This is a genomic window from Flavobacterium sp. IB48 (assembly GCF_016405855.1).
In the GTDB taxonomy this organism is placed as follows: domain Bacteria; phylum Bacteroidota; class Bacteroidia; order Flavobacteriales; family Flavobacteriaceae; genus Flavobacterium; species Flavobacterium ginsengisoli.
The window spans coordinates 621958-647060 of sequence record NZ_JAEFCA010000004.1 but is presented as its reverse complement, the minus strand read 5'-3'; the positions used below and the strand labels follow the sequence as shown (position 1 = coordinate 647060).

Below are 25103 nucleotides of genomic sequence, written 5' to 3'. Positions count from 1 at the left end.
AAAAATAATCACAAAATTTGGTAACTTTACAAATTCATATAAAATAATTCATGGCGAAAAAGACTGTTAATAATGATGTTCTACTGGCGAACATAATCAAAGGGATTGAGGAAGTAAAAGGAAATGATATCGATATTCTTGACTTAAGAGAAATAGATACAGCTGTATGCGACTATTTTGTTATTTGCAACGGTAGCTCAAACACCCAAGTAAACGCCATCGTAAACTCAATTCAAAAAATTGTATCAAAAGACTTAAAAGATAAACCTTGGCATGTAGAAGGAACCGATAATGCAGAATGGGTTTTAATGGACTATGTACATATTGTAGTACACGTTTTCCAGAAACACATTCGCGAATATTACAACATCGAAAGCCTTTGGGGCGATGCCAAAATAACTTCAATCGAGAACAAATACTAAAGAAACTTTCATTAAATGGCTAAAGATAATAATCCAAATCCGAATAAATTTAAAATAAGTCCTTGGTTAATATACACCGCAATACTTTTAGTTTTTTTATTCATAAGTTTTGCCACAGGAGGATCAAGCTTAAGCGAACCTGCCCAATTAACTTCTTCTAAATTCAACACCCTTCTAGAAAAAGGACAAATTGAAAAAGTAATTGTTTACAACAAAGCAGAAGCTGAGGTATATTTGAATGCTGCGGCTCTTAAAGACCCAGCAAACAAAAAAGTTGCTGAAGATATTTTCAAACAGCCAAACAAAGGTCCACATTATACGTTGGAAATTGGTAATGATCAAATCTTTCAGACTAAATTAGAAAAAGCAGTTAGCGAGGGGAAATTGAAAGACTTCAACTTTCTTCAAAAAAATAACTGGAGCGATATTTTAATTAGCTTACTTCCTATCATCATTATTGTTGGTGTATGGATTTTCATTATGCGTAAAATGTCTGGCGGAGGCGCTGGCGGAGGCGGACAGATTTTCAATATCGGAAAATCTAAAGCTAAATTGTTTGATGAAAAAACAGATATCAAAACTACATTTAAAGATGTTGCAGGTTTAGAAGGTGCTAAAGAAGAAATTCAAGAAATTGTTGAATTCCTTAAAAACCCTGAAAAATACACGAATCTTGGAGGTAAAATTCCAAAAGGAGCCTTATTGGTAGGGCCTCCGGGAACTGGTAAAACATTATTAGCAAAAGCAGTTGCTGGTGAGGCTCAAGTACCTTTCTTTTCTTTATCTGGTTCAGATTTCGTAGAAATGTTCGTAGGAGTTGGTGCTTCACGTGTACGTGACTTATTCAAACAAGCTAAAGAAAAATCTCCTGCTATCATTTTCATTGATGAGATCGATGCTGTTGGTAGAGCGAGAGGAAAAAGCAATATGTCTGGCGGAAACGACGAAAGAGAAAACACTTTGAACCAATTACTAACAGAAATGGACGGTTTTGGTACAAACTCTAACGTAATTGTTCTAGCTGCAACAAATAGAGCTGACGTTTTAGACAAAGCTTTAATGCGTGCAGGACGTTTTGACAGACAAATTTTTGTTGACTTACCAGACATTCGCGAAAGAGCTGAAATCTTCAAAGTACACTTAGCTCCTATTAAAAAAGTTGAAGGTCTAGATTTAGATTTCTTAGCAAAACAAACTCCAGGATTCTCTGGTGCTGATATTGCCAATGTTTGTAACGAAGCTGCTCTTATTGCTGCTCGTAACAACAAAGCTGCAGTTGACAGACAAGATTTCCTTGATGCCGTTGATAGAATTATTGGTGGTCTTGAAAAGAAAAACAAAATCATTACTCCAGACGAAAAAAGAGCAATTGCAATTCACGAAGCTGGTCACGCTACTGTAAGCTGGATGTTAGAGCATGCTGCCCCACTTATCAAAGTAACAATTGTTCCTCGTGGACAAAGTTTAGGAGCTGCTTGGTACTTGCCAGAAGAGAGACAAATCGTGAGAACAGACCAAATGTTAGACGAAATGTGTGCTACTATGGGAGGTAGAGCTGCTGAAAAAGTAACTTTCGACAGAATTTCGACTGGCGCATTAAGCGACTTAGAAAAAGTAACTCGTCAAGCTCGTGCTATGGTAACTATTTACGGATTGAATGATAAAATCGGTAATGTTACGTATTACGATTCAAGCGGACAAAGCGAATACAACTTCTCTAAACCGTATTCTGATGAAACTGCAAAAATTATTGACAAAGAAATTTCAGAGTTAATCGAAGGTCAATATCAGAGAGCAATTCAAATTTTAGAGGAAAACAAAGATAAGTTAAACCAACTTGCTGATATTCTGATTGAAAAAGAAGTAATCTTTAAAGATGACTTAGAAAACATATTCGGAAAACGTACTTTTGACAAAAATTTAGAAGAAGTAGTTTCATAAGTAATTACGAAATACGTAATAATTTTTTAAAATCTTAATTCAAAATACCCTTTTGAATTAAGATTTTTTTATCTTTGAACGTTTTCAATTAACATGTAAAGCATTTCATATAAAAAATGAATTTTTTCAAAAAAATATTTGGCTCTAGTGAAGCCGCTTCTGACGAAGAGAACGAAAGCGAATATGCGGGAACTTCTGCGCAGAACAGTCATTTATCTTTAGACGAGCAATTTATTTTCAATTTCAAAAAAAATGGAGGTAAATTTTTGTACTGCGAAAACATGGAAGAAGTTAACGAGCAGTTTGAAAACATTTTAGAAGAAAACGATTGGTTTGAAAATGAAGTTTTATGTTATGAACCTGCCCTTTTTAGCTTACTAGAAGAAAATAAATTATTTTATATCGCGCCAACAAAACCAAGATTCTTATTGGCTAGTTGTGAAAACCTTATAGCTGATGAAGGATCAGTTTTATTTTCATCAAGACAAATCAGACAGAATAAACCAAACGAATTGCCCGCAAACATTGTTATTATAGCAACCACAAGCCAAATCCTTCCCATGAAAAGTGACGGATTGAGCGCTATAAAACGTAAATACGAACGAGACTATCCTACTAATATCACTACAATAAAATATTTCGAAAAAGCGAAAGACGAAGATTTTACACAATACGGAAGTGTTGCTAAAAACCTTTATTTATTGCTTCTAGAAGATCTTTAAGATGAACGAAACACTGAAGAGGGCCATTTCTGGTGCTGTTTATATCGCTTTATTATTAACTTCTATATTGTTTTCTACAGAAAGCTTCATTACCCTTTTTGGCGTTTTCTTGATTATCACGATATATGAATTTTCTAATATTGTAAACTTAAACAAAGTATTTTCTATTCTTTTTGGAACTTTAGTTTATTCTGCAATTATTCTTGTAAGCCATTATAACAAGCAAACAACTAAATTTTTAAACGATTCATTTAATACTAATATTAATTTAGAAACCAATATCAAACAGTTGGATTTAATTCTTCTAGCTATTACAATTGTAGTTTCTATAAAATGCATCATATTCTTATTTTACGATTCGGTTCAAAAAATAAGCACTTCTTCAAAATATTTGTATCTGCTTGGATACATTACACTTCCTTTTGTATTTATTGTGAAAATATCTTTTGGAACAAACGATTATAATCCGAAAATCATTTTAGGATTATTTGTATTAATCTGGACTAATGACACTTTTGCTTATTTAGTCGGGAAATCAATGGGAAAAAACAAGTTGTTTGAACGTGTTTCTCCAAAAAAAACAATTGAAGGCTTTATTGGCGGTGTCGTTTTTGCCGCATTTGCTGGTTTCTTAATTTCTAAACTCTACATCCAGCCTAAACCTGAATTTAGCAACACATCTATTTTAATCTGGACTATTATTGCATTAATCGTAAGCATTTTTGGAACTATTGGAGACTTGATAGAATCCAAATTTAAACGAATTGCTGGCATAAAAGACAGTGGTTCAATAATGCCTGGTCATGGAGGTATTTTAGATCGATTAGATAGTGTTATATTTGTAGCACCAATTATATTTTTATTTTATCAAATTTTATATTATGTTTCATAAAGAAGGAGGCCCGTCCATTTTATTAGGTACTGTATTTACTGTAGCTGTACTTTTAATTGCTGAAAGATTTATTGATATCAATTGGCTTAGAATGCTTGTTCAAATTGCAGCGCTTGTAATTTTGATCATTATTTTACAATTCTTCAGAAATCCGAAGAGAATTGCAGTTAGAAACAGTGATCACATCCTAGCTCCAGTTGATGGAAAAGTGGTGGTTATTGAAGAAGTTTATGAAGGAGAATATTTCAAAGACAAACGTTTACAGGTTTCTATTTTTATGTCGCCAATCAATGTTCACGTAACACGTTACGCAATGGATGGTATCATTAAATTTAGCAAATACCACCCTGGAAAATTCCTTGTTGCTTGGCACCCAAAAGCAAGTGAAGAAAACGAAAGAACTACAGTTGTAATCGAAAATGAAACTTTTGGCGCTATTTTATACAGACAAATTGCTGGTGCATTGGCTCGTAGAATTGTAAATTATGCTAAAGAAGGAATGCAAGTTGTTCAAGGAACTGATGCTGGTTTCATTAAATTTGGATCGAGAGTAGATTTATTTTTACCTTTAGGTACGCCTATTAATGTTGAGTTAAATCAAAAAGCAATTGGAGGTAAAACAATTATTGCTACAAAAGCATAAATGACTGATAAAGATTTAGATATTCGCTTTGCTAAAGCTGTAGAAGTTGCAATGACAATGACTCAAGCCTCACTTCCACAAGATGTGCAGTTAAGGCTTTACGCTTTTTACAAACAAGCTACTTTTGGAACAGCTGTTTACAATCAATCTGAAAATTTTGATTTAAGAGACGCTTTTAAAACGAATGCATGGATGCAGATTAGTCATATGTCTGTTAATGAAGCAAAGGAAAACTATATCGAGATCATCAATTCATTAACATCAAAATAAAATATTATGAAGAAAAACGTTGTTTTTTTCAGCACTTTAGCTTCATTTTTACTATTATTTTCCTGTAAAGAAGATAAACTGGTTGAAGTAGTCGAAGTTCCTCTTCCAACAAATGAAGAGAAAATAACTATTGGTTCACCAAATGATGTTAAAGCCGATCCTGGATCTTTTGAAATGATGAAATTGCCATTTAATTATGATGCACTTTCACCTGATATTAGAACTTTGACTTTAGAAACTCATTATTCTAAGCATTATTTATCATACACAAACAATTTCAACAAAGAGATTGTTTCCACTGAATATGAAAATATGCCAATCGAGGATATTTTAAAAAAGTTAGATTTAAATAATGCCAAACTTCGTCAGAATGCAGGCGGATATTACAATCATACGCTTTATTTTAATATTTTAACTCCAAAAGAGCAGACTCCTAAAGATACGCTTTCGGGTTCAATCAATAAAGAATTTGGCTCTTTTACCAATTTAACGAACCAATTTAAAGCGCAATCTGAAAAGCAGTTTGGTTCTGGATGGGTTTGGCTTGTTGTTGACAGGTATGGTAAATTACAAATTACTACAACTGACAATCAAGACAATCCATTAATGAAAAATGCTTTAATTCCAGGAACTCCAATTATGGGAATTGATCTTTGGGAACATGCTTATTACTTGGATTATCAAAACCGAAAAGGCAGTTATATTGATGCTTTTTACAGTCATATCAATTGGGAAAAAGTAAATGAATATTACGTTGAAGCCCTCAAAAAGGTTAAAAAAGTATAGAAAAAAAGCTGATGCAATTAAGTATCAGCTTTTTTTTATACCTTTTAGGTACTTAAACGAAAATCATGAAAGACATTGCCAATCGTTTCGTAGAAAACCCTTTACTATCTCCATCAGATTTACCACCAAGCAGAGAAGGTCTTGAAATCACTTGCTTATTAAATCCTGGTGTATTTCAATTTCAAAACAAAATCTGGTTGGCTGTACGAGTAGCTGAAAGACCAAAACAAATTGAGAATATCATTTCGTTTCCGATTCTTACTGAAGCAGGAACAATTCAAATTATTGAAATTTTAAAAGATCACCCTGAACTTATAGCAACAGATGCACGTGTAATTAACTATCAAGGCGTTGATTATTTAACCACTTTGTCACATATTCGCTTATTATGCAGCGAAGATGGAAAACACTTTTACGAACCAGAAAACTATCCGCATTTGGTTGGCGAAGGAATACTAGAAACTTTTGGAATTGAAGACTGTCGCGTCTCTTTAATTGAAGGAAAATATTACCTCACTTTTACTTCTGTTTCGCCAAGTGGTGTGGGCGTTGGTTTAAGAACTACTACTGATTGGAAAAATTTTAAGAAACATGGACTGATATTTCCTCCGCACAATAAAGACTGTGCTATTTTTGAAGAAAAAATTAATGGCTTATTTTATGCCTTACATCGTCCAAGCAGTGTAGATATTGGCGGAAATTATATCTGGATCGCTTCTTCTCCTGATGGAATTCATTGGGGAAATCATAAATGCATTATAAAAACTAGGAAAGAAAGCTGGGACAGCAAAAGAGTTGGTGCTGGTGCCGCACCAATAAAAACAGATTTAGGCTGGCTCGAAATCTATCATGGAGCCAACGAATTTCATCAATATTGTTTAGGCGCTTTTTTATTGGACTTAAAAGATCCGACAAGAGTGATTTCAAGAACCGAAACTCCAATTATGTTTCCTAAAACAAATTATGAGCTAAGTGGTTTCTTTGGAAATGTCGTTTTCACCAATGGTCATATTATCGAACCAGATGGCGATACATTAACATTATATTACGGCGCTTCAGACGAATTTGTTTGTGGTGCTCAATTTTCAATTAGAGAGATTCTTTCTTTACTTAAAAAGCTTTAAAAACAAAAAAAACTTGCTTAGATGTTTCTCTAAACAAGTTTTCTCTTTTTATAATCTAAAACTTTTATTTTAACTCTAAAATTAAAGATTCTGAAGGTTGGATTGCAATTTTTGCCTCTCCTTCTCCATTCTGAACTTTTAATACAAATGTTTTATTTTGATATAATTGTTCTTTCAATTGATATTCTCCATCTTTTAAATTCCATTTTGAAATAACCGATGAAGGAACTTTTAAACCAAATTCGCTTCCTTTCTCAGAAGAGAAATTAGCAATAACAATCAGTTTTTGATTTTCTGACCAACGTGTATAAGAGTACAATAACACATCGTAACCTTCATTACTTTGTCTGTTTGCTGATTGAATTTCTTCAAAACTTCCCATCAAAGCACTGCTTTTGATTGTAAAATTCAATAACCGTTTGTAAAAATCACGCAATTCTTTTTCTGAAGCAGAAAGTTGTCCACCATCAAATTTACCATCATTCATCCAACGCTGATGATTTGGAACTCCGATATAATCAAAAATGGATGTTCTTGAACGTTTTCCAAAACCTGCATCTTCATTTCCGGCCTCTCCTACTTCTTGTCCGAAATAAATCATTGTTGGAGAAGTGCTAATTGTCGCCGAAACAACCATCAGAGGTTTACCTCTTTCTGGCGTTCCTGCAAATTCTGGACTTGCTAAACGCTGTTCATCATGATTATCAAGAAAATGAAGCATATGATGTTCAATATCTGCCATTCCGTTTTGGATTTTTGTTAATTCATCAGGTGAAGATTTACCTCGAATAACATCTTTCAGTTTATCATACGTTTCAACTTTATCGTACAAATAGTCCATTTTTCCTAAACGAATATAGTTTCGATATTCATTCGGATTATAAACTTCGGCCAATAAAAAAGCATTCGGATTTTTCATTTTAATTGATGAGTTCATATAACTCCAAAATTCATACGGAACCATTTCTGCCATATCGTAACGAAATCCATCTACACCTTTTGCTGTCCAGTATAATGCAATGTCTCTAAACTTTTTCCAAGAATCTGGAACGTCTTTATCTTGCCAAAAAGCAAAATGTTCTTGATAGTTTTTTTGGTCAAAACCACTAGGAAGTTCAGAGAAATCTTTAATTCCGTCTGGACGCACTCCGTAATTCACTTTTACCGTTTCGTACCAATCGTTCTGGTCTGGTTTAAACTTTCTAGAACCATTTCCAGTCCATTTTGCTGGATTTTCATCAAATTTTCCATCAATTAATGGATTTTTTTCTCCATTTAAAGGAATATCTCCGTCCGGAATTTCAAAATGCTCTTTCGGAATATAATAGAAATTATTATCTCGTTTGTACTCAACAGAAACATCATCATCTGCACCAAAATCCCTTACGTCTGCAGGATTCGATTTCCCTTCATACTTTCTCGCAATATGATTCGGAACAATATCGATAATCACTTTCAAACCTGCGTTATGAGTACGTTTTATTAAAGCTTCAAACTCTTCTAGACGCTTTGCAGGATTTACAGCCAAATCTGGATTTACGTTGTAGTAATCTTTGACTGCATAAGGAGAACCTGCGCGGCCTTTTACCACTTCTGGATCATCATTAGAAATTCCGTAAGCCGTATAATCATTTACCAAAGCGTGATGAGGAACTCCAGTATACCAAATATAAGTAACACCAAGATCTTTTATTTCATGAAGCGCCTTATCTGTAAAATCATTAAACTTACCGACACCATTTTCTTCAATAGTTCCCCATGGTTTATTGGTTGTGTTTTTATTTCCAAATAGGCGCGTAAAAACTTGATAAACTACCACTTTCTTTTCTGCTGGAGTTTGCTCTTTTACTGTATTCATTTTTAAATCTTTTGTTTTACAAGCTGAAAATAGTATCGTTAATGTAATTCCGGCTGCAATTATTTTTTTACTTATCATATATTTTTTGGGCTATACTTAACTTCGTTTTTAATTTTAATCTGGCTAAAAGCATTAAAACTAGTTTCTAAATGTAGCTCATTTTTTAAAATTTAGGATAACATCTGTTTAAAATGGTATCTTTAAAATCTAAAATACGGCAACTACAACGTGAGAGTTGGATGTTTTGTTGAAAAAATAATTAACATAGAACTTCTGGGTCGAATGTTGACCAGTATTGATAAATTAATCCTAATATGAACCATTGGTTCTAACCTTTTTTATAAATTTGACAAAAATTTAATCAGTTGAAGAAATCACTCTTTTTCATATTTTGTTATCTGTTACTTGGTGTACAATTTATTTCTGCGCAGGCCAAAAAAACCACACAAGCTCCTAAAACTATCGTCATTGAGAATGCCGATTTTTCTGACGTGGATCAAGTTAATGTACCAGATGCGCTTTTACTTACTGGAAATGTAAAAGTTAATCATGACGGTGTTGTATTGACTTGCAATAAAGCTTATTTTTTTCAAAAAGAAAACTATCTAAAAGCATTTGGAAATGTACAATTAGTACAGGGAGATACTTTATTCTTAAATAGTAAATATGCCGAATATAGCGGAAATGAAAAAAAAGCTTTTGCTACAGGAAATGCTGTTTTAACTTCTCCAGATGCTACTTTGCAGACTGATACGATTAATTTTGATAGAAATGTTCAGGAAGCATTTTACAATACAAAGGGTACTATCGTAAATAAAGATAATACTCTGGTAAGTAAATCGGGAAGATATTTTGTAAAGGAAAAGAAGTTCCAGTTTTTGACTGAAGTTACGATTACAAATCCGAAATATGTGATTAAATCGAATCATTTGGATTATTACAGTAATTCTGGACATACTTATCTTCTTGGCCCTTCAACTATTACAAGTAAAGCCAACTATATTTATACTGAAAAAGGCTTTTACGATACGAAAAAAAACTTAGCTCATTTTCTTCGAAGATCTTATATAAAATATGACGACAGGCTTATAGAGGGCGATAGTTTGTATTATAATCGAAATATTGAATTTGCATCGGCAACACGGAATGTAAAAATTACCGACTCTATTAATAAAGGAATTGTAAAAGGTCATTATGCAGAGCTTTATAAACTTAAAGACTCAATGTTTGTAACCAAACGAGCGGTTGCTATTAATTTGGTTGAAAATGATTCCGTTTACATTCATGGAAAGAAATTACTGGTAACGGGAAAAGAGGGAGAAAGAATTTTGCGTGCTTTTAATAATGTTCGTTTTTATAAAACAGATATGAGTGGCAAATGTGATTCTATACACTCGAATTCTAAAACAGCTTTAACTAAGCTTATTGGAAATCCGATTCTTTGGAATGGCGACAACCAAATTACAGGAGATATAATGCACTTGATTGGCGACAATAAAACAAGAAAAATTGATTCTCTAAAAGTATTAAATAACACCTTTGTCCTCTCCAAGGATACTCTCGGAACCGGTTACAATCAGGTCAAGGGAATTAATTTGTTTGGGAAATTTCGGGATGGGAAACTGCATGATGTTGATGTTATAAAAAACACTGAAGTCGTTTATTATATGCGAAACGATGCCAATGAACTAATTGGAATCAATAAAAATGTGAGCAGTAAGATCAATATGATCTTAGAAAATAATGCTGTTGAAACGATTACATTCTTCAATAAAGTTGATGGAGATATATACCCCGAAGACGAACTTCCTGAAAATGCTAGAAAACTTCGAGGAATGAATTGGCGAGGCGATGAAAGAATAAAATCGAAAGATGATATTTTTACCGCAGAAGAAAATGAAATGAATGAAAAACTGATTAAAGAAGGGAAAGAACAGGAAGAAAAAGGTAAAAACGTTCCAATGAAAGTTAGAAAAGAAACTTTGGATTATGACAAGAAGAATCCGAAACCTCTGATCAAAACAGAACCTCAGGCTAAAGATAAAGACAAGTAATTTTATCTAGGACAGTCTCAGTGACGTTTACAGCTTCTTTGCGAATTATTATTTCGCAAAAATTAACCTAAAAAGTTAACCTAAGTGTAAAGCTAAAAAACCTTAGAACCTCAGTACCTTTGCTACTTTGAACCTCAAAAAAATGAATCCAGATTTTATAAAATACCAAGCGCAGACTTCTCCTTATCCACTCGGAATGGAAGTTTCACATGCCATTGGATCTTACATATACGACACAAACGATAAAAAATATTTAGATTTTGTTGCCGGAGTTTCGGCTTGTACTTTAGGACATCAGCATCCTAGAGTAAATCAAGCTATAAAAGATCAGTTGGACAAATATTCTCATGTAATGGTTTACGGAGAATATTCTCAAAGTCCTGCGGTTCAATATTGCAAATTAATGGCTTCTCTCCTTCCAGAATCTTTAAACAAAACCTATTTGGTAAATTCGGGTACAGAAGCAATTGAAGGCTCTTTAAAACTCGCAAAACGAGTTACAGGCCGCAGCCAGCTTATTTCTTGCCACAACGCTTATCACGGAAACACAATGGGCTCCATGAGTGTTATGGGATTCGAGGAACGAAAACAAGCTTTTAGACCTTTGCTTCCAGATGTTGATTTTATTACTTTCAATAACGAAGAAGATTTACAAAAAATAACAACCCGAACAGCCGCTATTCTTTTAGAAACCATTCAAGGTGGAGCTGGTTTTATTCAGCCAGAAAACAACTTTCTTGAAAAAGTTCGTAAACGCTGTGATGAGGTTGGAGCTTTGATGATTGTTGACGAAATTCAGCCAGGTTTTGGAAGAACAGGAAAACTTTTTGGCTTTCAAAATTATGATGTTGTTCCAGATATCGTGGTTATGGGTAAAGGAATGGGTGGCGGAATGCCAGTTGGCGCATTCACCGCTTCTGCCGAAAAAATGGATCTTTTAACTGAAAATCCAAAATTAGGACATATCACCACTTTTGGAGGTCACCCTGTCATTGCGTCAGCTTGTTTGGCTACTTTGCAAGAATTAACTGAAACAAATTTAATGGCAGAAACGCTGGAGAAGGAAAAACTCTTCAGATCGCTTTTGGTACATCCTTTGATTACAGAAGTTAGAGGAAAAGGATTAATGCTTGCTGCAATGACAGAATCGGCAGACATTACAAACGAAGTCATTTTAACCTGTCAAGACAGAGGACTTATTTTATTCTGGCTTTTATTTGAAGGATGCGCAATACGAATTACACCTCCTTTGACTATTTCTGAAGACGAAATTAGAGAAGGTTGTGCTATTATTTTAGACGTTATGGACGGAATAATAAAAAAGAATAACAATTAAAAAACAAAATTATTTGAGTGCTGCTTTTAATAAAAATGGCAGAACTTAATACTCAATTTGTATTTCGGTTAAATCTTTTAGTACAAATAAAAAAATGACAAAACCGAAGTTAATCCCCTAATAATAAAGGAGATTTCTTCCCAAAATAGAATAAAAAACGCTATATATTGTTAATTAAATTGTTCAAAACAATTAATTTCTTATCCTTACAACAACTATATGGTTGCCTAAATTTATATCAGGCTAATTTCAAATATACGAAGTATGCAATTAAGCAACGAAGAAGAAGATTATAACCTATCCCTATCCAAATTTGAGTCGATGTTAAAAACCAACAAAGTACTCTTTTTTGATTCTGAAGAATTCGAAGAAATAATTCTTCATTATTTAGACATAGGTAAGGCTAATTTAGCAAAGAAGGCCTTAAAACTTGCTTTAGACCAGCATCCAAAATCTACAGGCTTAAAATTAGTACAAGTAGAAATGCTAGTCTATGATGATAAACTTGAGATCGCTGAAAAGCTTTTGAATGAGTTATACGCAATTGAACCTAACAACGAGGAAATCTATATCCAGAAAGCCAATATCTGTTCCAAAAGAGACCAACACGAAAAAGCAGTAGAGCTTTTAAAAATTGCGCTTCAATACACTGATGATTATGCAGATGTGTATAATTTGATTGGAATGGAATATCTTTTTATGGATAATCTCGAAATGGCAAAAGACAGTTTCATCAAATGTCTTGAAGAAGACTTAGAAGATCAATCTGCTCTCTATAACGTAGTGTATTGTTTTGAATTTTTAGATCAAAATCAAGAAGCTATTGTTTATCTAAACGAATACATCAACAGAAACCCTTACAGCGAAATTGCTTGGCATCAGCTTGGGCGTCTTCATTATGGCGTAAAAGAATACGAAGAAGCAATTCGTGCGTTTGATTACGCAACGTTAATTGATGACGAATTTTTGGGTGCTTTTATGGAAAAAGCAAAAGCTTATGAGCGCCTAAAAAAATACAACGAAGCAATCGAAAGTTATAACAGAACTATCGAATTGGACGATGCGACTTCGTATGCTCTTCTTCGAATTGGTAAATGTTATGAAAAACTTGGAAATTTAGCGAAAGCGATCCAATATTACAACCAAACTGTACATGAAGATCCGCTTTTGGATAAAGGTTGGATTGCGATTACAGATTTTCATCTTCGCCAAAAAAACTATCAAAAAGCATTGTTTTTTGTAAATAAAGCTTTGGCAATTGACAATCAGAATCGTTTGTATTGGAAAAGATACGCAACAATCAACAAACAAATGAATTTCTTTGAAGAAGCCGAATTTGGCTTTAGAAAAGCAGTAGAGTTTGGCGATTATGCATTAGACACTTGGTTGTACTGGGTTGATATTCTTCAGTTTTTAGGAGAATTTGAAACTGCAATTCAAACTTTATTGCAAGCTTCCGAATATTTCCCTGAAGAAAATGAAATCGAATATCGTTTGGCTGGATTGTATTTTATGATTCAAGACAATACAAAAGCTAAATTCCATTTAAGTAATGGCTTACGCCTAAACTTTGACAATTATATCTTGATCGAAGATTTGTTTCCTGTGGTTTGGACAAAAAAAACAGTAAAAAATTATATAGAAAAACATCGTAAATAAGAATGGTTGATATTTTATTAAGAAGACGTTTTGGATTATTAGGACGCAACATAAGCTACTCTTTTTCAAAAGGTTATTTTACAGAAAAATTTAATAATGAAGTTTTTGCTGGTAACAGCTATGAGAATTTTGACATTTCGGAGATTAATTACTTTACAGAATTAATTAAGAACAATCCTGATTTAAAGGGTTTAAATGTTACCATTCCGTACAAAGAACAAGTTATTCCATTCTTAGATAAATTATCAAAAAAAGCCGCTTTAATTGGCGCTGTAAACACCATTAAGTTTACCAAAAATGGTAAATTAAAAGGCTACAACACCGATTATTACGGATTTAAGAAATCTCTAAAACCATTACTAGAGCCACATCATAAAAAAGCACTTATTTTAGGAACAGGCGGTGCTTCTAAAGGTGTCGCTTTTGCTTTGGATGAATTGAATATTCCGTACACTTTTGTCTCTAGAGAAGCAAAAGAAAACATTATTGATTATGATTTAATCAATGCTACTACTTTTGATAATTTTCAAATCGTAATCAATTGCACGCCAGTTGGAACGAGTCCAAATATTGATGCTTGTCCAAATTTACCTTACGAGTTTTTTACAGAAAAACATATTGCATACGATTTAATCTACAATCCAGCAGAAACTACTTTCTTGAGAAAAGCAAAAGAAATGGGAGCTGTAATAAAAAATGGACATGATATGCTTATTTTTCAAGCCGAAAAAGCTTGGAAAATCTGGAACAAATAAAAAACAAAATGTTAAAGTAATTTTCGTAAATTAGTCTACTCATTTGCAGACAGTTATGAAAAAACAACTACTTTACTTTAGCATTTTTTTTCTTATTACATTTCTTGCAGTGGCTCAAGACGAGGACATCGACAGAAGCAATAGTCCATTTGCCGAACCTCGTTATCATTACTTTCTGCAAACCATTTTACTGTACAACGAATACTTAGACACTAAGAACGGTTCGTATAATACCACAAATTTACGTGTTTTACAGCCAATAGGCAACAAAGCTTGGAATCTGAGATTTGATTTACCTTTAATTTCGACCAACTCCAATTCTATCAATCAAACTGGACTTGGCGACGTAGGTGCTGGAGTAAGTTTTATTCCTTATTTTAAAAAAAATAACGGAATTGGACTTAGAACCCGTGTCATCTCAAATTCTGCCGCAGATCCAAGTTTTGGTACCGGAAAATGGGTTGTTATCCCTGCCGGTATTTTTGCAAAATACTTCAATCACAAAAGATTTTTATGGTTTGCAACTTTGGAGCATTCTCAAAGTTTTGCAGGATCCAGTAATCGAAGCGACATAAGCGTAACCTTACTAGAGAATAACTTGTTATGGTTCTTTGGCAAAAATTGGATTGCTACAGATGTAGCTTTTAGATACAATTACATTCTAGAAGGATTTCAAAATAATGCTTTTATGGAATTTGGCCGAAAAATAACTCCAACAAACTTAGTTTATGTACACCCAAGCATAGCTTTTGGTGGAGAAAAATCGTATAATTTTGGTATGGAAGTCGGTATGCTAATTTTGTTTTAATTAGGAACAAACTGCTAATTAAGCTTTACTTTTTATGATTCATTTATTTTTTTATTTAAAAATCTCAAAAAGTATTATTTCAATCTTATCAATTAAAACACCAAAAATTAATATATCATACTGCTCAATTGAATTAAACAATAAGAATTTTATCGCAAATTAGCGTATAAACAAAGGATTTATTTTGTAGTTAGAAACACCTTTACTATCTTTCGCACTGTTTAAAATAAAAACCTTATACATTTTTAAAGATGTTAGAAGAAAAGAATGATAACCTGCATGAAGCAGACGGAAAATCTGGAATCGAAATAAATGATTCTGTAACAAATGAAGCAATCGAAATATCAGATTCTGAAACTTTGACCGAAGATTTGGTCTCAGAAACTGAATTGGAACAACAGGAAAATGCTCATCAAGAAGCATTGGATGTTATTACAAATTCAAATGCTGCTGAAGGCGAAGACGAAACTTTGAAGGAACGTCATGACATTCCTATGCAAGATTACAACACGTTTTCTCTAGATGCCCTTGTTGATGAATTAAAAAAACTGGTTAATACAGATAAAGTAATGTCTGTAAAAGATCATATTGAAGAAATCAAAAAGGCTTTCTTATTACAATACAATCACCTTATTGAGGAGAAAAAAGAAGAATTTTTAGCTTCTAATCCAGATCCTAATGAAGAATTTGAATATCATCTTCCTTTAAAATCAAAATTTGACGAATATTATAATGTTTTTAGAGAGAAAAGAAATGCTCACTTTAAACATTTACAAACTAATCTAAAAACCAATTTAGATACTCGTTTGGCTATTGTTGAAGAATTAAAAGAATTAATTAATCCGCAGGAAAACATTAAAGACACTCTTAAACATTTTAATGAATTAAGAGAAAGATGGAAAAATGCAGGAGCAATTCCGAAAGACAAGTACAATCACGTTTGGAATAATTACCATTTTCACGTTGAAAACTTCTATGATTATCTTCACTTAGATCGTGAGGCTAGAGATTTAGATTTTAAACATAACTTAGAATTAAAGCAAAAAATCATAGCTCGCGTTGAAGAATTGGTTAATGATACCGATGTGAGCAAATCTTTCCGTGAATTACAAGATTTACACAGAATCTGGAAAGAAGAAATTGGACCAGTTTCTAAAGAACATCGTGATGTAATCTGGAATCAATTTAGCGAATTGACTAAAAAAATACACGATAAAAGAGAACTTTTATTTGAAAGCCAAAGAGCAAATGAGCAGAAAAATCTGGAAGTAAAAAAAGAGATTATTGCTAAAATTGAAGCGCTTGGCAGCGAAAAAGTAAATTCTCACTCACAGTGGCTTGTTCAAATTCAGAAAGTAGAAGATTTAAGAAATGAGTTTTTTGCTGCAGGAAAAGTACCTTCTGAAGTAAATGAGGAAACTTGGGCAGCTTTTAAAACTGCAGTTAGAAATTTTAACGCTTTCAAAAACTCTTTCTATAAGGATATCAAAAAAGATCAGAACGATAATCTTAATAAAAAACTGGCTCTTGTTGCTAAAGCCAAAGAATTACAGGAAAGCACCGATTTTCAAGCTACTACACCTGTAATGAAACAAATCCAGGAAGAATGGAAGCAAATTGGCCATGTTCCTAAAAAGTATTCAGACAAAATCTGGAAAGAATTTAAAGATGCCTGCAACCATTATTTTGATAAATTAAAAGAGCACAAGTCTGAAGAAAATAGTGATGAAGTCGCTGCTTTTGACAATAAAAAAGCATATCTAGATACTTTACGCGCTTTTCAATTAACAGGAGAACACAAAACAGATTTAGATGCCATAAAAGCACATATTGAGACTTGGAAAGGCTTTGGAAAAGTTCCTTTTTCAAGAAGACATATTGAAGGAAAGTTCAATAAAATATTAGATGCTCTTTTTGAAAAACTAAGCTTAAGCAAAAAAGAATCTGAAATGATGCGTTTTGCAAACCGCATTGACTCACTAACCGACAGCAACGATACGCGTAAACTAGACAATGAAAAAATCTTTATTATGCGTAAAATTGAAGAAGTACAAAATGAAATTTTCCAATTAGAAAACAACATTCAGTTCTTTACTAATACCAAAAATGCTAAAAAGGAGAATTCAATTGTTACAGAGGTTCGCAAAAACATTGCAATTCACAAAGAAAGCCTTGAAGTTTGGAAAGACAAATTGAAACAACTTCGAAACTTAGGACAAGAGTAATTCTAGTCGAATTCTAAAAATAATAAAGTGTAACAAGCAATTGTTACACTTTTTTTGTACTTATTTTTTAGCGCAAATCCGCAAAATTTTTTAAATATATAAGGTTTTATAAAAGCACGAAGTTCGCAAAGCTTTATTTAAAAACTTTGCGAACTTTACGTAAATCTTTGTGCGCTTTGCAGTTAAATCGTCATTCCAAAACCTAAAACTTAACAATCTCATTAAATTTCATAAAACTATTCTGCAAAATATTGATTATATTTGAGTTACCACTATTCATTAACATCAAACGAATAACATTTAATACTAATTTTTAAATAATTAAGAATATGAAATTTACAAGAAAAGCACACGCCAACTGGAAAGGAACCGGTATGGAAGGAAAAGGAACAATAAGCACGCAAAGCACAACTCTAGATAACGCACAACTGTCTTTTAAGACAAGATTTGCTGATGGCGTAGGAACGAATCCAGAAGAATTGGTTGCAGCAGCGCATTCGGGCTGTTTTACAATGCAATTAAGCTTTTTACTTAATGAGGCTGGCTTTACAGCAGATGACTTAACCACAGAAGCCACAGTAACTTTTGAAGATGGATCAATCACTTTAATTCATTTAGATTTAAAGGGGAAAGTTCCTTCAATTTCTGCAGAAGAATTTGCTTCTACTGCAGCAAAAGCAAAAGAAATCTGTCCAATTTCAAAACTATTGAATACTACAATCACTTTATCAGCTGAGTTAATCAGCTAAAAGCATAAAAAAAACCATTCACCGCGGTGAATGGTTTTTTTTTATTTTTAAAAAGCAGCAATTACATTTTTGCTTTCAAAGCTTTAGCTTCTGCAGTCATTTCAAGAGCGTTATAAACTCCCAATAATGTTTTAGAAACATCCTCGTTTTTAGGATCTAATTCGTTTGCTTTTTTAAGGTAAGGAATAACTCCTTTGAAAATAGTTTCTCTTTGAGCTTTTAAAACATCGTAACGTTTCATGTCTTTAGCCGAAGTTCCCAATTTATTCATTTCATCAATGATTGGTTTTTCAGCTTCTAATTTTAAAGCAGCAAGGTTTAAGTAAGCATTTGTATATTCAGGATTGATTTCAATTGCTTTTAAGTAATATTTCTCTGCATCAGCATTATTCTTAGCTCCAGCGCTAATAACTCCTAAATTAAACACTAAGTCAGCATTTTTAGGATCTTTCTCTAAAGCTTCGTTAACTAATTTTTTATACATATCGTAGTCTTTAGACTCTAAGTATAAATTAGCTTCTGTTAAGATTAAAGAACTATCATCTGGATTTGCTTTTCTAGCATCAGCGATTGCTTTTTTAGCATCTTCTGTACGTCCTTTTTGAACCAAGATTAATGCTAAGTTTTTGTAGATCTCACCTCTTTTAGAAGGAATAGCTTCAGTTTTAGGTTTTTCGTGAGTTCCTAATTTAACAGCCAAATCTCTTTCTTTAGCATTAGCAAAGTTATCTTCATTACCATTAGCTTTATTCATAGCTAAGTATAAAGTTCCTTTTCCAGAAAAGTTTAATTTTTTCAACTCTTCATACATTGGTAAAGCAAGATCAAAATCTTGTGAATTCACAGCTGTAGAAGCTGCATAATACAAGTTAACAGTATCTTTTTTATCTAATTCGTATGCTTCGTACAATTTTTTAGCACCATCAGCATGCTTGTTAGCTTGAGTATCAGCAATTGCAGAATTAATCAATAATCCTTTAATGTTAGTAATTGACGCTGCTGCTTGTGTAGAATATTTTTGTTTTCCAGAAGCTTTTTCTACATCAATTAATTTTTTGTAGCTGTCTGCAGCTGCCAATAGGTTTTTACCTTCGTCAACCTTTTTATTTGCTAGGTCAAGAAAAGCATTTCCTTGAACGAAATAATATTGTGCCTGCTCTGTATCTTTAGCATTTGCAATTAAGCTTTCTGCATCTTTCAATTGCGTAAGAGCTCCTTGTGCATCTCCTCCTTTTAATGCTTTTTCAGCATTCTTAATTTGATCTTTTTGAGCAAACGTAGCTACAGAGATCAGTAATGCTGATGCAAGTATTACATATTTACTTTTCATAATGGTATTTGTTTGTATTTAATTTTTTGTTTGTACTTATTCTTCAGATTCTTCGTCCTCTGCGTCAGCATCGTCCTCATCTTCTACTTCTTCATCATCAGAGTCATCGTCATCTTCTGCAGCTCCGTCATCTTCAAGAACCTCTAGATCTGGCTTCACTCTTTCAATTACAGTTTCGATAACATTACCATCTTCATCGACAATAACTTCTTCGGCGTCGTCTTTCATTACAGTTGTTACAGCAGCGATAGAATCTTTCCCTTTAAGGTTAATCAATCTAACACCTTGAGTAGCACGTCCCATAACACGTAAATCTTCAATTGCCATTCTAATGGTTAATCCCGATTTATTGATGATCATTAAATCGTCAGCATCTGTAACAGCGTTAATAGAAATCAGTTTACCTGTTTTTTCTGTAATGTTAAGCGTTTTAACTCCTTTACCTCCACGGTTTGTAATTCTGTACACATCTTCTCCGTCTTCATCAACCAATTTAGTACGTTTTCCGTATCCATTTTCGGTTACAACTAAAATCTGAGATTCTGTAATATCATTTTTATCAACAGTAACCATTCCAATTACTTCATCCGTTTCATCTTTCAAAGTAATACCACGAACTCCAGAAGCTGTTCTTCCCATCGGACGTGTTTTAGTTTCTTCAAAACGAACTAATTTACCAGACTTAACCGCTAAGATAATTTGGCTCTCTCCGTTTGTTAACTGAGCACCAAGTAACTCATCACCTTCTTTAATTGTAATAGCCGCAACTCCATTTGCTCTTGGTTTAGAATATTTCTCTAAAGAAGTTTTCTTCACCTGACCTTGTTTTGTTACCATTACAAGATTATGCGTATTGATATAATCTTTGTCTTTTAAGTCTTGTGTACAAATGAAAGCTTTAACTTTATCATCGCTTTCAATGTTTACCAAGTTCTGAATTGCTCTACCTTTTGCGGTTTTACTTCCTTCTGGAATTTCATAAACACGCATCCAGAAACATTTTCCTTTTTGGGTAAAGAACATCATATATTGGTGGTTTGTTGCCACGAACATGTGCTCTAAGAAATCTTGATCTCTTGTTCCTGCACTCTTCTGTCCAACTCCTCCTCTATTTTGCGTTTTATATTCTGTAAGGTTTGTACGTTTGATGTAACCTGCATGAGAAATGGTAATAACTACATTTTCGTCAGCAATTAAATCTTCAATACTTACATCTCCTCCAGAATATTCAATTTGAGAACGTCTTTCGTCACCATATTTATCACGAATTTCAGTTAACTCTTCTTTAATCAAATCTGTTCTCAAATTAATATCTGCTAGTAAAGCTTTCAAATGCTCAATTAACTTCATTAATTCTTCAAACTCAGCTCTTAATTTATCTTGCTCCAGACCTGTTAACTGACGCAAACGCATCTCAACAATAGCACGAGCTTGAATATCTGATAGTTTAAATCTTTCGATTAATTTTTCTCTAGCTTCATCTGTATTTTTAGATCCTCTGATTAACGCAATTACTTCATCGATATTGTCAGAAGCAATAATTAATCCTTCTAAAATATGCGCTCTTTCTTCAGCTTTACGCAATTCAAACTGCGTTCTTCTTACTACTACTTCATGGCGGTGCTCAATAAAATAATGAATCATATCTTTCAGATTCAGCATTTGAGGACGGCCTTTTACTAATGCAATGTTATTTACACTAAAAGAAGACTGTAATGAAGTATATTTATACAAAGTATTTAAAACCACGTTTGGTGTAGCATCACGTTTCAAGATATAAACGATACGCATACCATTTCTATCCGACTCGTCACGAATATTGGCAATACCTTCAATTTTTTTCTCGTTAACCAAATCAGCTGTACGTTTGATCATTTCAGCTTTGTTAACCTGGTATGGAATCTCAGTAACGATGATACATTCTCTTCCATCAACTTCTTCAAAACCAACTTTCGCACGCATTACAATACGTCCTCTACCTGTTTTAAAAGCTTCGCGAACACCTTCGTAACCATATATTACACCACCAGTTGGAAAATCTGGTGCTTTAATATGTGTCATCAATTCGTCAACTTCAATATCATTATTATCTAAGTATGCTAAAGTACCATTGATAACTTCAGTTAAATTGTGTGGCGGCATATTTGTCGCCATACCAACTGCAATACCTGTTGCTCCATTTACTAATAAAGTAGGAACTTTGGTAGGCATTACTTTTGGTTCATATAATGTATCGTCAAAGTTTAATTGAAAATCAACTGTTTCTTTTTCGATATCGGCCATAATCTCTTCAGAGATTTTACGCATTCTGGCCTCAGTATAACGCATTGCTGCAGGACTGTCTCCATCGACAGATCCAAAATTACCCTGTCCATCAACTAATAAATAACGCATACTCCATTCCTGCGCCATACGCACCATTGCATCATAAACAGAGGTATCACCGTGTGGGTGATACTTACCCAGAACCTCCCCTACAATTCTCGCAGACTTTTTGTGGGCAGATCTTGATGTTACACCTAAATCATACATTCCGTAAAGAACTCTTCGGTGCACTGGTTTCAAGCCATCTCTAACATCAGGAAGTGCTCTCGATACAATTACTGACATCGAATAATCGATGTAAGCTGACTTCATTTCATCCTCTATGTTAATAGGAATTAACTTTTCTCCTTCAGACATAAGTTGTTATATTAAATAATTATATTAGTTATCAAAGCGTGCCAAGATACGTTTTTTTAAAATTTTTTCAGCTATTTCCTTACACTTATTTGAACGATTTATTAACAACTTTATTTTGGCTTTTAGTTAATAAATTAAGCGTTTTTTAACTCTTTTATTATCTTTTTTTTCGTCTATTAGCTGACAGTAGTTCTAGAAGGTACGGTTTTTGTTTTTAAAACAGTAATTCACTAAATTTACAATACCAATTATATATTATGGATGATAATTTTTCACCAAGAGTAAAAGATGTAATTACGTACAGTAAGGAAGAAGCTCTTCGTCTAGGGCACGACTTTATTGGTACTGAACATCTTATGCTAGGTATTTTAAGAGATGGTAACGGAAAAGCTATTCATATACTTAATAACCTAGCTGTCGATTTAGATCATTTACGCAGAAAAGTAGAAGTACTTAGCCCTGCCAACCTGAGCGTTGAAGTAAATGCAGAAAAGAAAAACCTTCATCTTACCCGACAGGCCGAAAGAGCCCTGAAGACCACTTTTCTTGAAGCAAAAGTATTTCAAAGTTCATCGATTAGCACGGCACATTTGCTGTTATGTATCTTGAGAAACGAAAACGATCCAACAACCAAGCTATTGAATAAACTAAAAATAGATTATGACGTAGCTAAAGAACAGTACTTAAATATGACTCCAAACGAAGAAGAATTCTTAGAAAACTTGCCAAGAAACGAATCATATAATGATGATTCAGGACAAGATGACAGTCTAAAAGAAAGCAGTTTTAATAATCCCGCCAATAAGTCAAACAAAAAATCTAAAACCCCAGTTCTAGACAATTTTGGGAGAGATTTAACAGAAATGGCTGAGGAAGGAAAATTAGACCCTGTTGTAGGACGAGAAAAAGAAATTGAGCGTGTATCGCAAATTTTAAGCCGTAGAAAAAAGAACAATCCGCTTCTTATTGGAGAACCTGGAGTTGGTAAATCTGCTATTGCAGAAGGACTTGCTTTACGTATTATTCAAAAGAAAGTATCTCGTATTCTTTTCAATAAACGTGTTGTAACTCTTGATTTAGCAAGTTTAGTTGCTGGAACAAAATACAGAGGACAATTTGAGGAAAGAATGAAAGCCGTGATGAACGAACTTGAGAAAAATGACGACATTATTCTTTTTATTGATGAAATCCATACTATCGTAGGTGCTGGTGGAGCAACAGGTTCGCTTGACGCTTCAAATATGTTCAAACCTGCTTTAGCAAGAGGCGAAATTCAATGTATTGGTGCTACTACTCTAGACGAATACAGACAATATATTGAGAAAGATGGCGCATTAGAAAGACGTTTTCAAAAAGTAATTGTTGAGCCAACTTCTGTTGAAGAAACAATCGCTATTTTGAATAACGTAAAAGACAAATACGAAGATCACCACAATGTAACATATACACCAGAAGCTATTGAAGCTTGTGTTAAACTTACAGATCGCTATATGTCTGAGCGTTTCTTACCAGACAAAGCTATTGATGCTCTTGACGAAGCTGGATCTCGCGTACACATTACCAACATTGATGTTCCGAAACAAATTTTGGATTTAGAGCGTCAACTGGAAGAAGTTCGCGAAATGAAAAATATGGTAGTTAAAAAACAAAAATACGAAGAGGCTGCCAAACTTCGCGATGACGAAAAACGTATCGAAAAAGATCTTGCTTTAGCACAAGAACAATGGGAAGAAGATTCTAAAAACAACAGAATTGAAGTTACAGAAGATAATGTAGCCGATGTTGTTTCTATGATGACTGGAATTCCTGTAAACAGAATTGCACAAACAGAAAGTAACAAATTGGCTCAATTGCCTGAATTGATTCAGAATAAAGTAATTGGTCAAAATGAAGCCGTTCTTAAAATTGCACGTTCTATTCAACGTAACAGAGCTGGACTTAAAGATCCAAACAAACCAATTGGTTCGTTCATTTTCTTAGGTCAAACTGGGGTTGGTAAAACGCAATTGGCTAAAGTTTTAGCTAAAGAATTATTTGATTCTGAAGATGCTTTAGTTCGTATCGATATGAGCGAATACATGGAGAAATTTGCAATATCTCGTTTAGTTGGAGCGCCTCCAGGATATGTTGGATACGAAGAAGGAGGTCAATTGACTGAAAAAGTTCGTAGAAAACCATATTGTGTTGTTCTTTTAGATGAGATCGAAAAAGCGCATCCAGATGTATTCAATATGATGCTTCAAGTTTTAGATGACGGATATTTGACAGATAGTTTAGGTCGTAAAATTGACTTTAAAAACACTATCATTATCATGACATCTAACGTTGGTGCACGTCAGCTAAAAGATTTCGGACAAGGTGTTGGATTCGGTACTGCTGCAAGAACAGCACAAGCCGACGAAAATTCGAAAAGCATTATCGAAAATGCTTTGAAAAAAACTTTTGCTCCTGAGTTCTTAAACAGAATTGATGACGTAATTGTATTTAATGCATTAGAAAAAGCTGATATTGATTTGATTATCGAAATCGAATTGAAAAAACTTTATTCTCGTATTGCAGAGTTAGGTTACAAATTAAGCTTAACCGACAAAGCAAAAGCATTTATTGCCGAAAAAGGTTTCGACAAACAATTTGGAGCGCGTCCTTTAAAAAGAGCAATTCAGAAATATGTCGAAGATTTGTTAGCAGAAGAAATCATCACCTCTAAAATTCATTCTGGCGATGAAATCATGATGGATTTAAAAGATGATTCTCAAGAATTATCAGTCGAAATTCACAAAGCAGAAGAACCGACTAATCAATAAATTAGTCAAAAATTATAACACCTATAACATGCCCGTTACGTTT

At 33.4% G+C, this 25103-nt stretch carries 19 protein-coding genes; 16 read left to right on the top strand and 3 right to left on the bottom strand.

Annotated features, from left to right (window positions below; genetic code table 11):
- Window positions 1-50 precede the first annotated feature (50 nt).
- The 8 genes from rsfS to JC605_RS16335 all read left to right on the top strand — a co-directional run bounded on the left by rsfS (window position 51) and on the right by JC605_RS16335 (window position 6800).
- Window positions 51-422: a ribosome silencing factor gene (gene rsfS / locus JC605_RS16370; RefSeq protein ID WP_177210090.1), complete on the top strand. Its 372-nt coding sequence runs from the start codon at window positions 51-53 to the stop codon at window positions 420-422.
- 15 nt (window positions 423-437) lie between these two features.
- Complete coding sequence (gene ftsH, locus JC605_RS16365) at window positions 438-2363, top strand: ATP-dependent zinc metalloprotease FtsH (protein ID WP_198857214.1); 1926 nt, start codon at window positions 438-440, stop codon at window positions 2361-2363.
- A 116-nt stretch (window positions 2364-2479) separates the two neighbouring features.
- Window positions 2480-3085: a lactate utilization protein B/C gene (locus JC605_RS16360; protein ID WP_198857213.1), complete on the top strand. Its 606-nt coding sequence runs from the start codon at window positions 2480-2482 to the stop codon at window positions 3083-3085.
- Window position 3086: 1 nt separating this feature from the next.
- A complete protein-coding gene (locus JC605_RS16355) occupies window positions 3087-3977 on the top strand; it encodes a phosphatidate cytidylyltransferase (RefSeq protein WP_198857212.1) in 891 nt (296 codons plus the stop codon).
- Window positions 3967-4620, top strand: coding sequence for a phosphatidylserine decarboxylase family protein (locus tag JC605_RS16350; protein ID WP_198857211.1), 654 nt, complete (start codon window positions 3967-3969; stop codon window positions 4618-4620). Before JC605_RS16355 ends, JC605_RS16350 begins: the two co-directional genes overlap by 11 nt.
- Window positions 4621-4890 (top strand): acyl-CoA-binding protein, encoded by a 270-nt coding sequence (locus JC605_RS16345; protein WP_198857210.1) that lies wholly within the window; start codon window positions 4621-4623, stop codon window positions 4888-4890.
- A 6-nt stretch (window positions 4891-4896) separates the two neighbouring features.
- Window positions 4897-5676, top strand: a complete 780-nt coding sequence (locus JC605_RS16340; RefSeq protein ID WP_198857209.1) for a superoxide dismutase — start codon at window positions 4897-4899, stop codon at window positions 5674-5676.
- 65 nt (window positions 5677-5741) lie between these two features.
- Entirely contained in the window at window positions 5742-6800 is a 1059-nt protein-coding gene (locus JC605_RS16335) for a glycoside hydrolase family 130 protein (RefSeq protein WP_198857208.1), read from the top strand.
- Between the two features lie 64 nt (window positions 6801-6864).
- On the opposite strand, the gene JC605_RS16330 is transcribed toward JC605_RS16335, so the two are convergent.
- Entirely contained in the window at window positions 6865-8736 is a 1872-nt protein-coding gene (locus JC605_RS16330; protein WP_198857207.1) for an alpha-amylase family protein, read from the bottom strand.
- A gap of 287 nt (window positions 8737-9023) precedes the next feature.
- On the opposite strand from JC605_RS16330, the gene JC605_RS16325 reads away from it, so the two are divergent.
- The 7 genes from JC605_RS16325 (at window position 9024) to JC605_RS16295 (ending at window position 18244) form a co-directional block, all read left to right on the top strand.
- On the top strand, window positions 9024-10712 hold the full coding sequence (locus JC605_RS16325) for an OstA-like protein (protein WP_233074132.1): 1689 nt from the start codon (window positions 9024-9026) through the stop codon (window positions 10710-10712).
- Between the two features lie 142 nt (window positions 10713-10854).
- Window positions 10855-12048 (top strand): aspartate aminotransferase family protein, encoded by a 1194-nt coding sequence (locus JC605_RS16320; RefSeq protein WP_198857206.1) that lies wholly within the window; start codon window positions 10855-10857, stop codon window positions 12046-12048.
- A gap of 264 nt (window positions 12049-12312) precedes the next feature.
- Complete coding sequence (locus tag JC605_RS16315; RefSeq protein ID WP_198857205.1) at window positions 12313-13707, top strand: tetratricopeptide repeat protein; 1395 nt, start codon at window positions 12313-12315, stop codon at window positions 13705-13707.
- A gap of 2 nt (window positions 13708-13709) precedes the next feature.
- Entirely contained in the window at window positions 13710-14462 is a 753-nt protein-coding gene (locus JC605_RS16310) for a shikimate dehydrogenase (RefSeq protein WP_198857204.1), read from the top strand.
- Between the two features lie 55 nt (window positions 14463-14517).
- The gene (locus JC605_RS16305; protein WP_198857203.1) at window positions 14518-15270 is read left to right on the top strand and encodes a lipid A phosphoethanolamine transferase; all 753 of its coding nucleotides are present in this window, start codon (window positions 14518-14520) and stop codon (window positions 15268-15270) included.
- 251 nt (window positions 15271-15521) lie between these two features.
- On the top strand, window positions 15522-17495 hold the full coding sequence (locus tag JC605_RS16300) for a DUF349 domain-containing protein (protein WP_198857202.1): 1974 nt from the start codon (window positions 15522-15524) through the stop codon (window positions 17493-17495).
- Between the two features lie 329 nt (window positions 17496-17824).
- Window positions 17825-18244: an OsmC family protein gene (locus tag JC605_RS16295; RefSeq protein ID WP_111283188.1), complete on the top strand. Its 420-nt coding sequence runs from the start codon at window positions 17825-17827 to the stop codon at window positions 18242-18244.
- 61 nt (window positions 18245-18305) lie between these two features.
- Here the strand turns inward: JC605_RS16295 and JC605_RS16290 are convergent, their stop codons facing one another.
- Together JC605_RS16290 and gyrA are read right to left on the bottom strand one after the other, a co-directional pair.
- Window positions 18306-19574, bottom strand: a complete 1269-nt coding sequence (locus tag JC605_RS16290; RefSeq protein ID WP_198857201.1) for a tetratricopeptide repeat protein — start codon at window positions 19572-19574, stop codon at window positions 18306-18308.
- 36 nt (window positions 19575-19610) lie between these two features.
- Window positions 19611-22256: a DNA gyrase subunit A gene (gene gyrA / locus JC605_RS16285; RefSeq protein ID WP_198857200.1), complete on the bottom strand. Its 2646-nt coding sequence runs from the start codon at window positions 22254-22256 to the stop codon at window positions 19611-19613.
- Between the two features lie 257 nt (window positions 22257-22513).
- On the opposite strand from gyrA, the gene JC605_RS16280 reads away from it, so the two are divergent.
- Complete coding sequence (locus tag JC605_RS16280; protein ID WP_198857199.1) at window positions 22514-25060, top strand: ATP-dependent Clp protease ATP-binding subunit; 2547 nt, start codon at window positions 22514-22516, stop codon at window positions 25058-25060.
- Window positions 25061-25103: the final 43 nt, after the last annotated feature.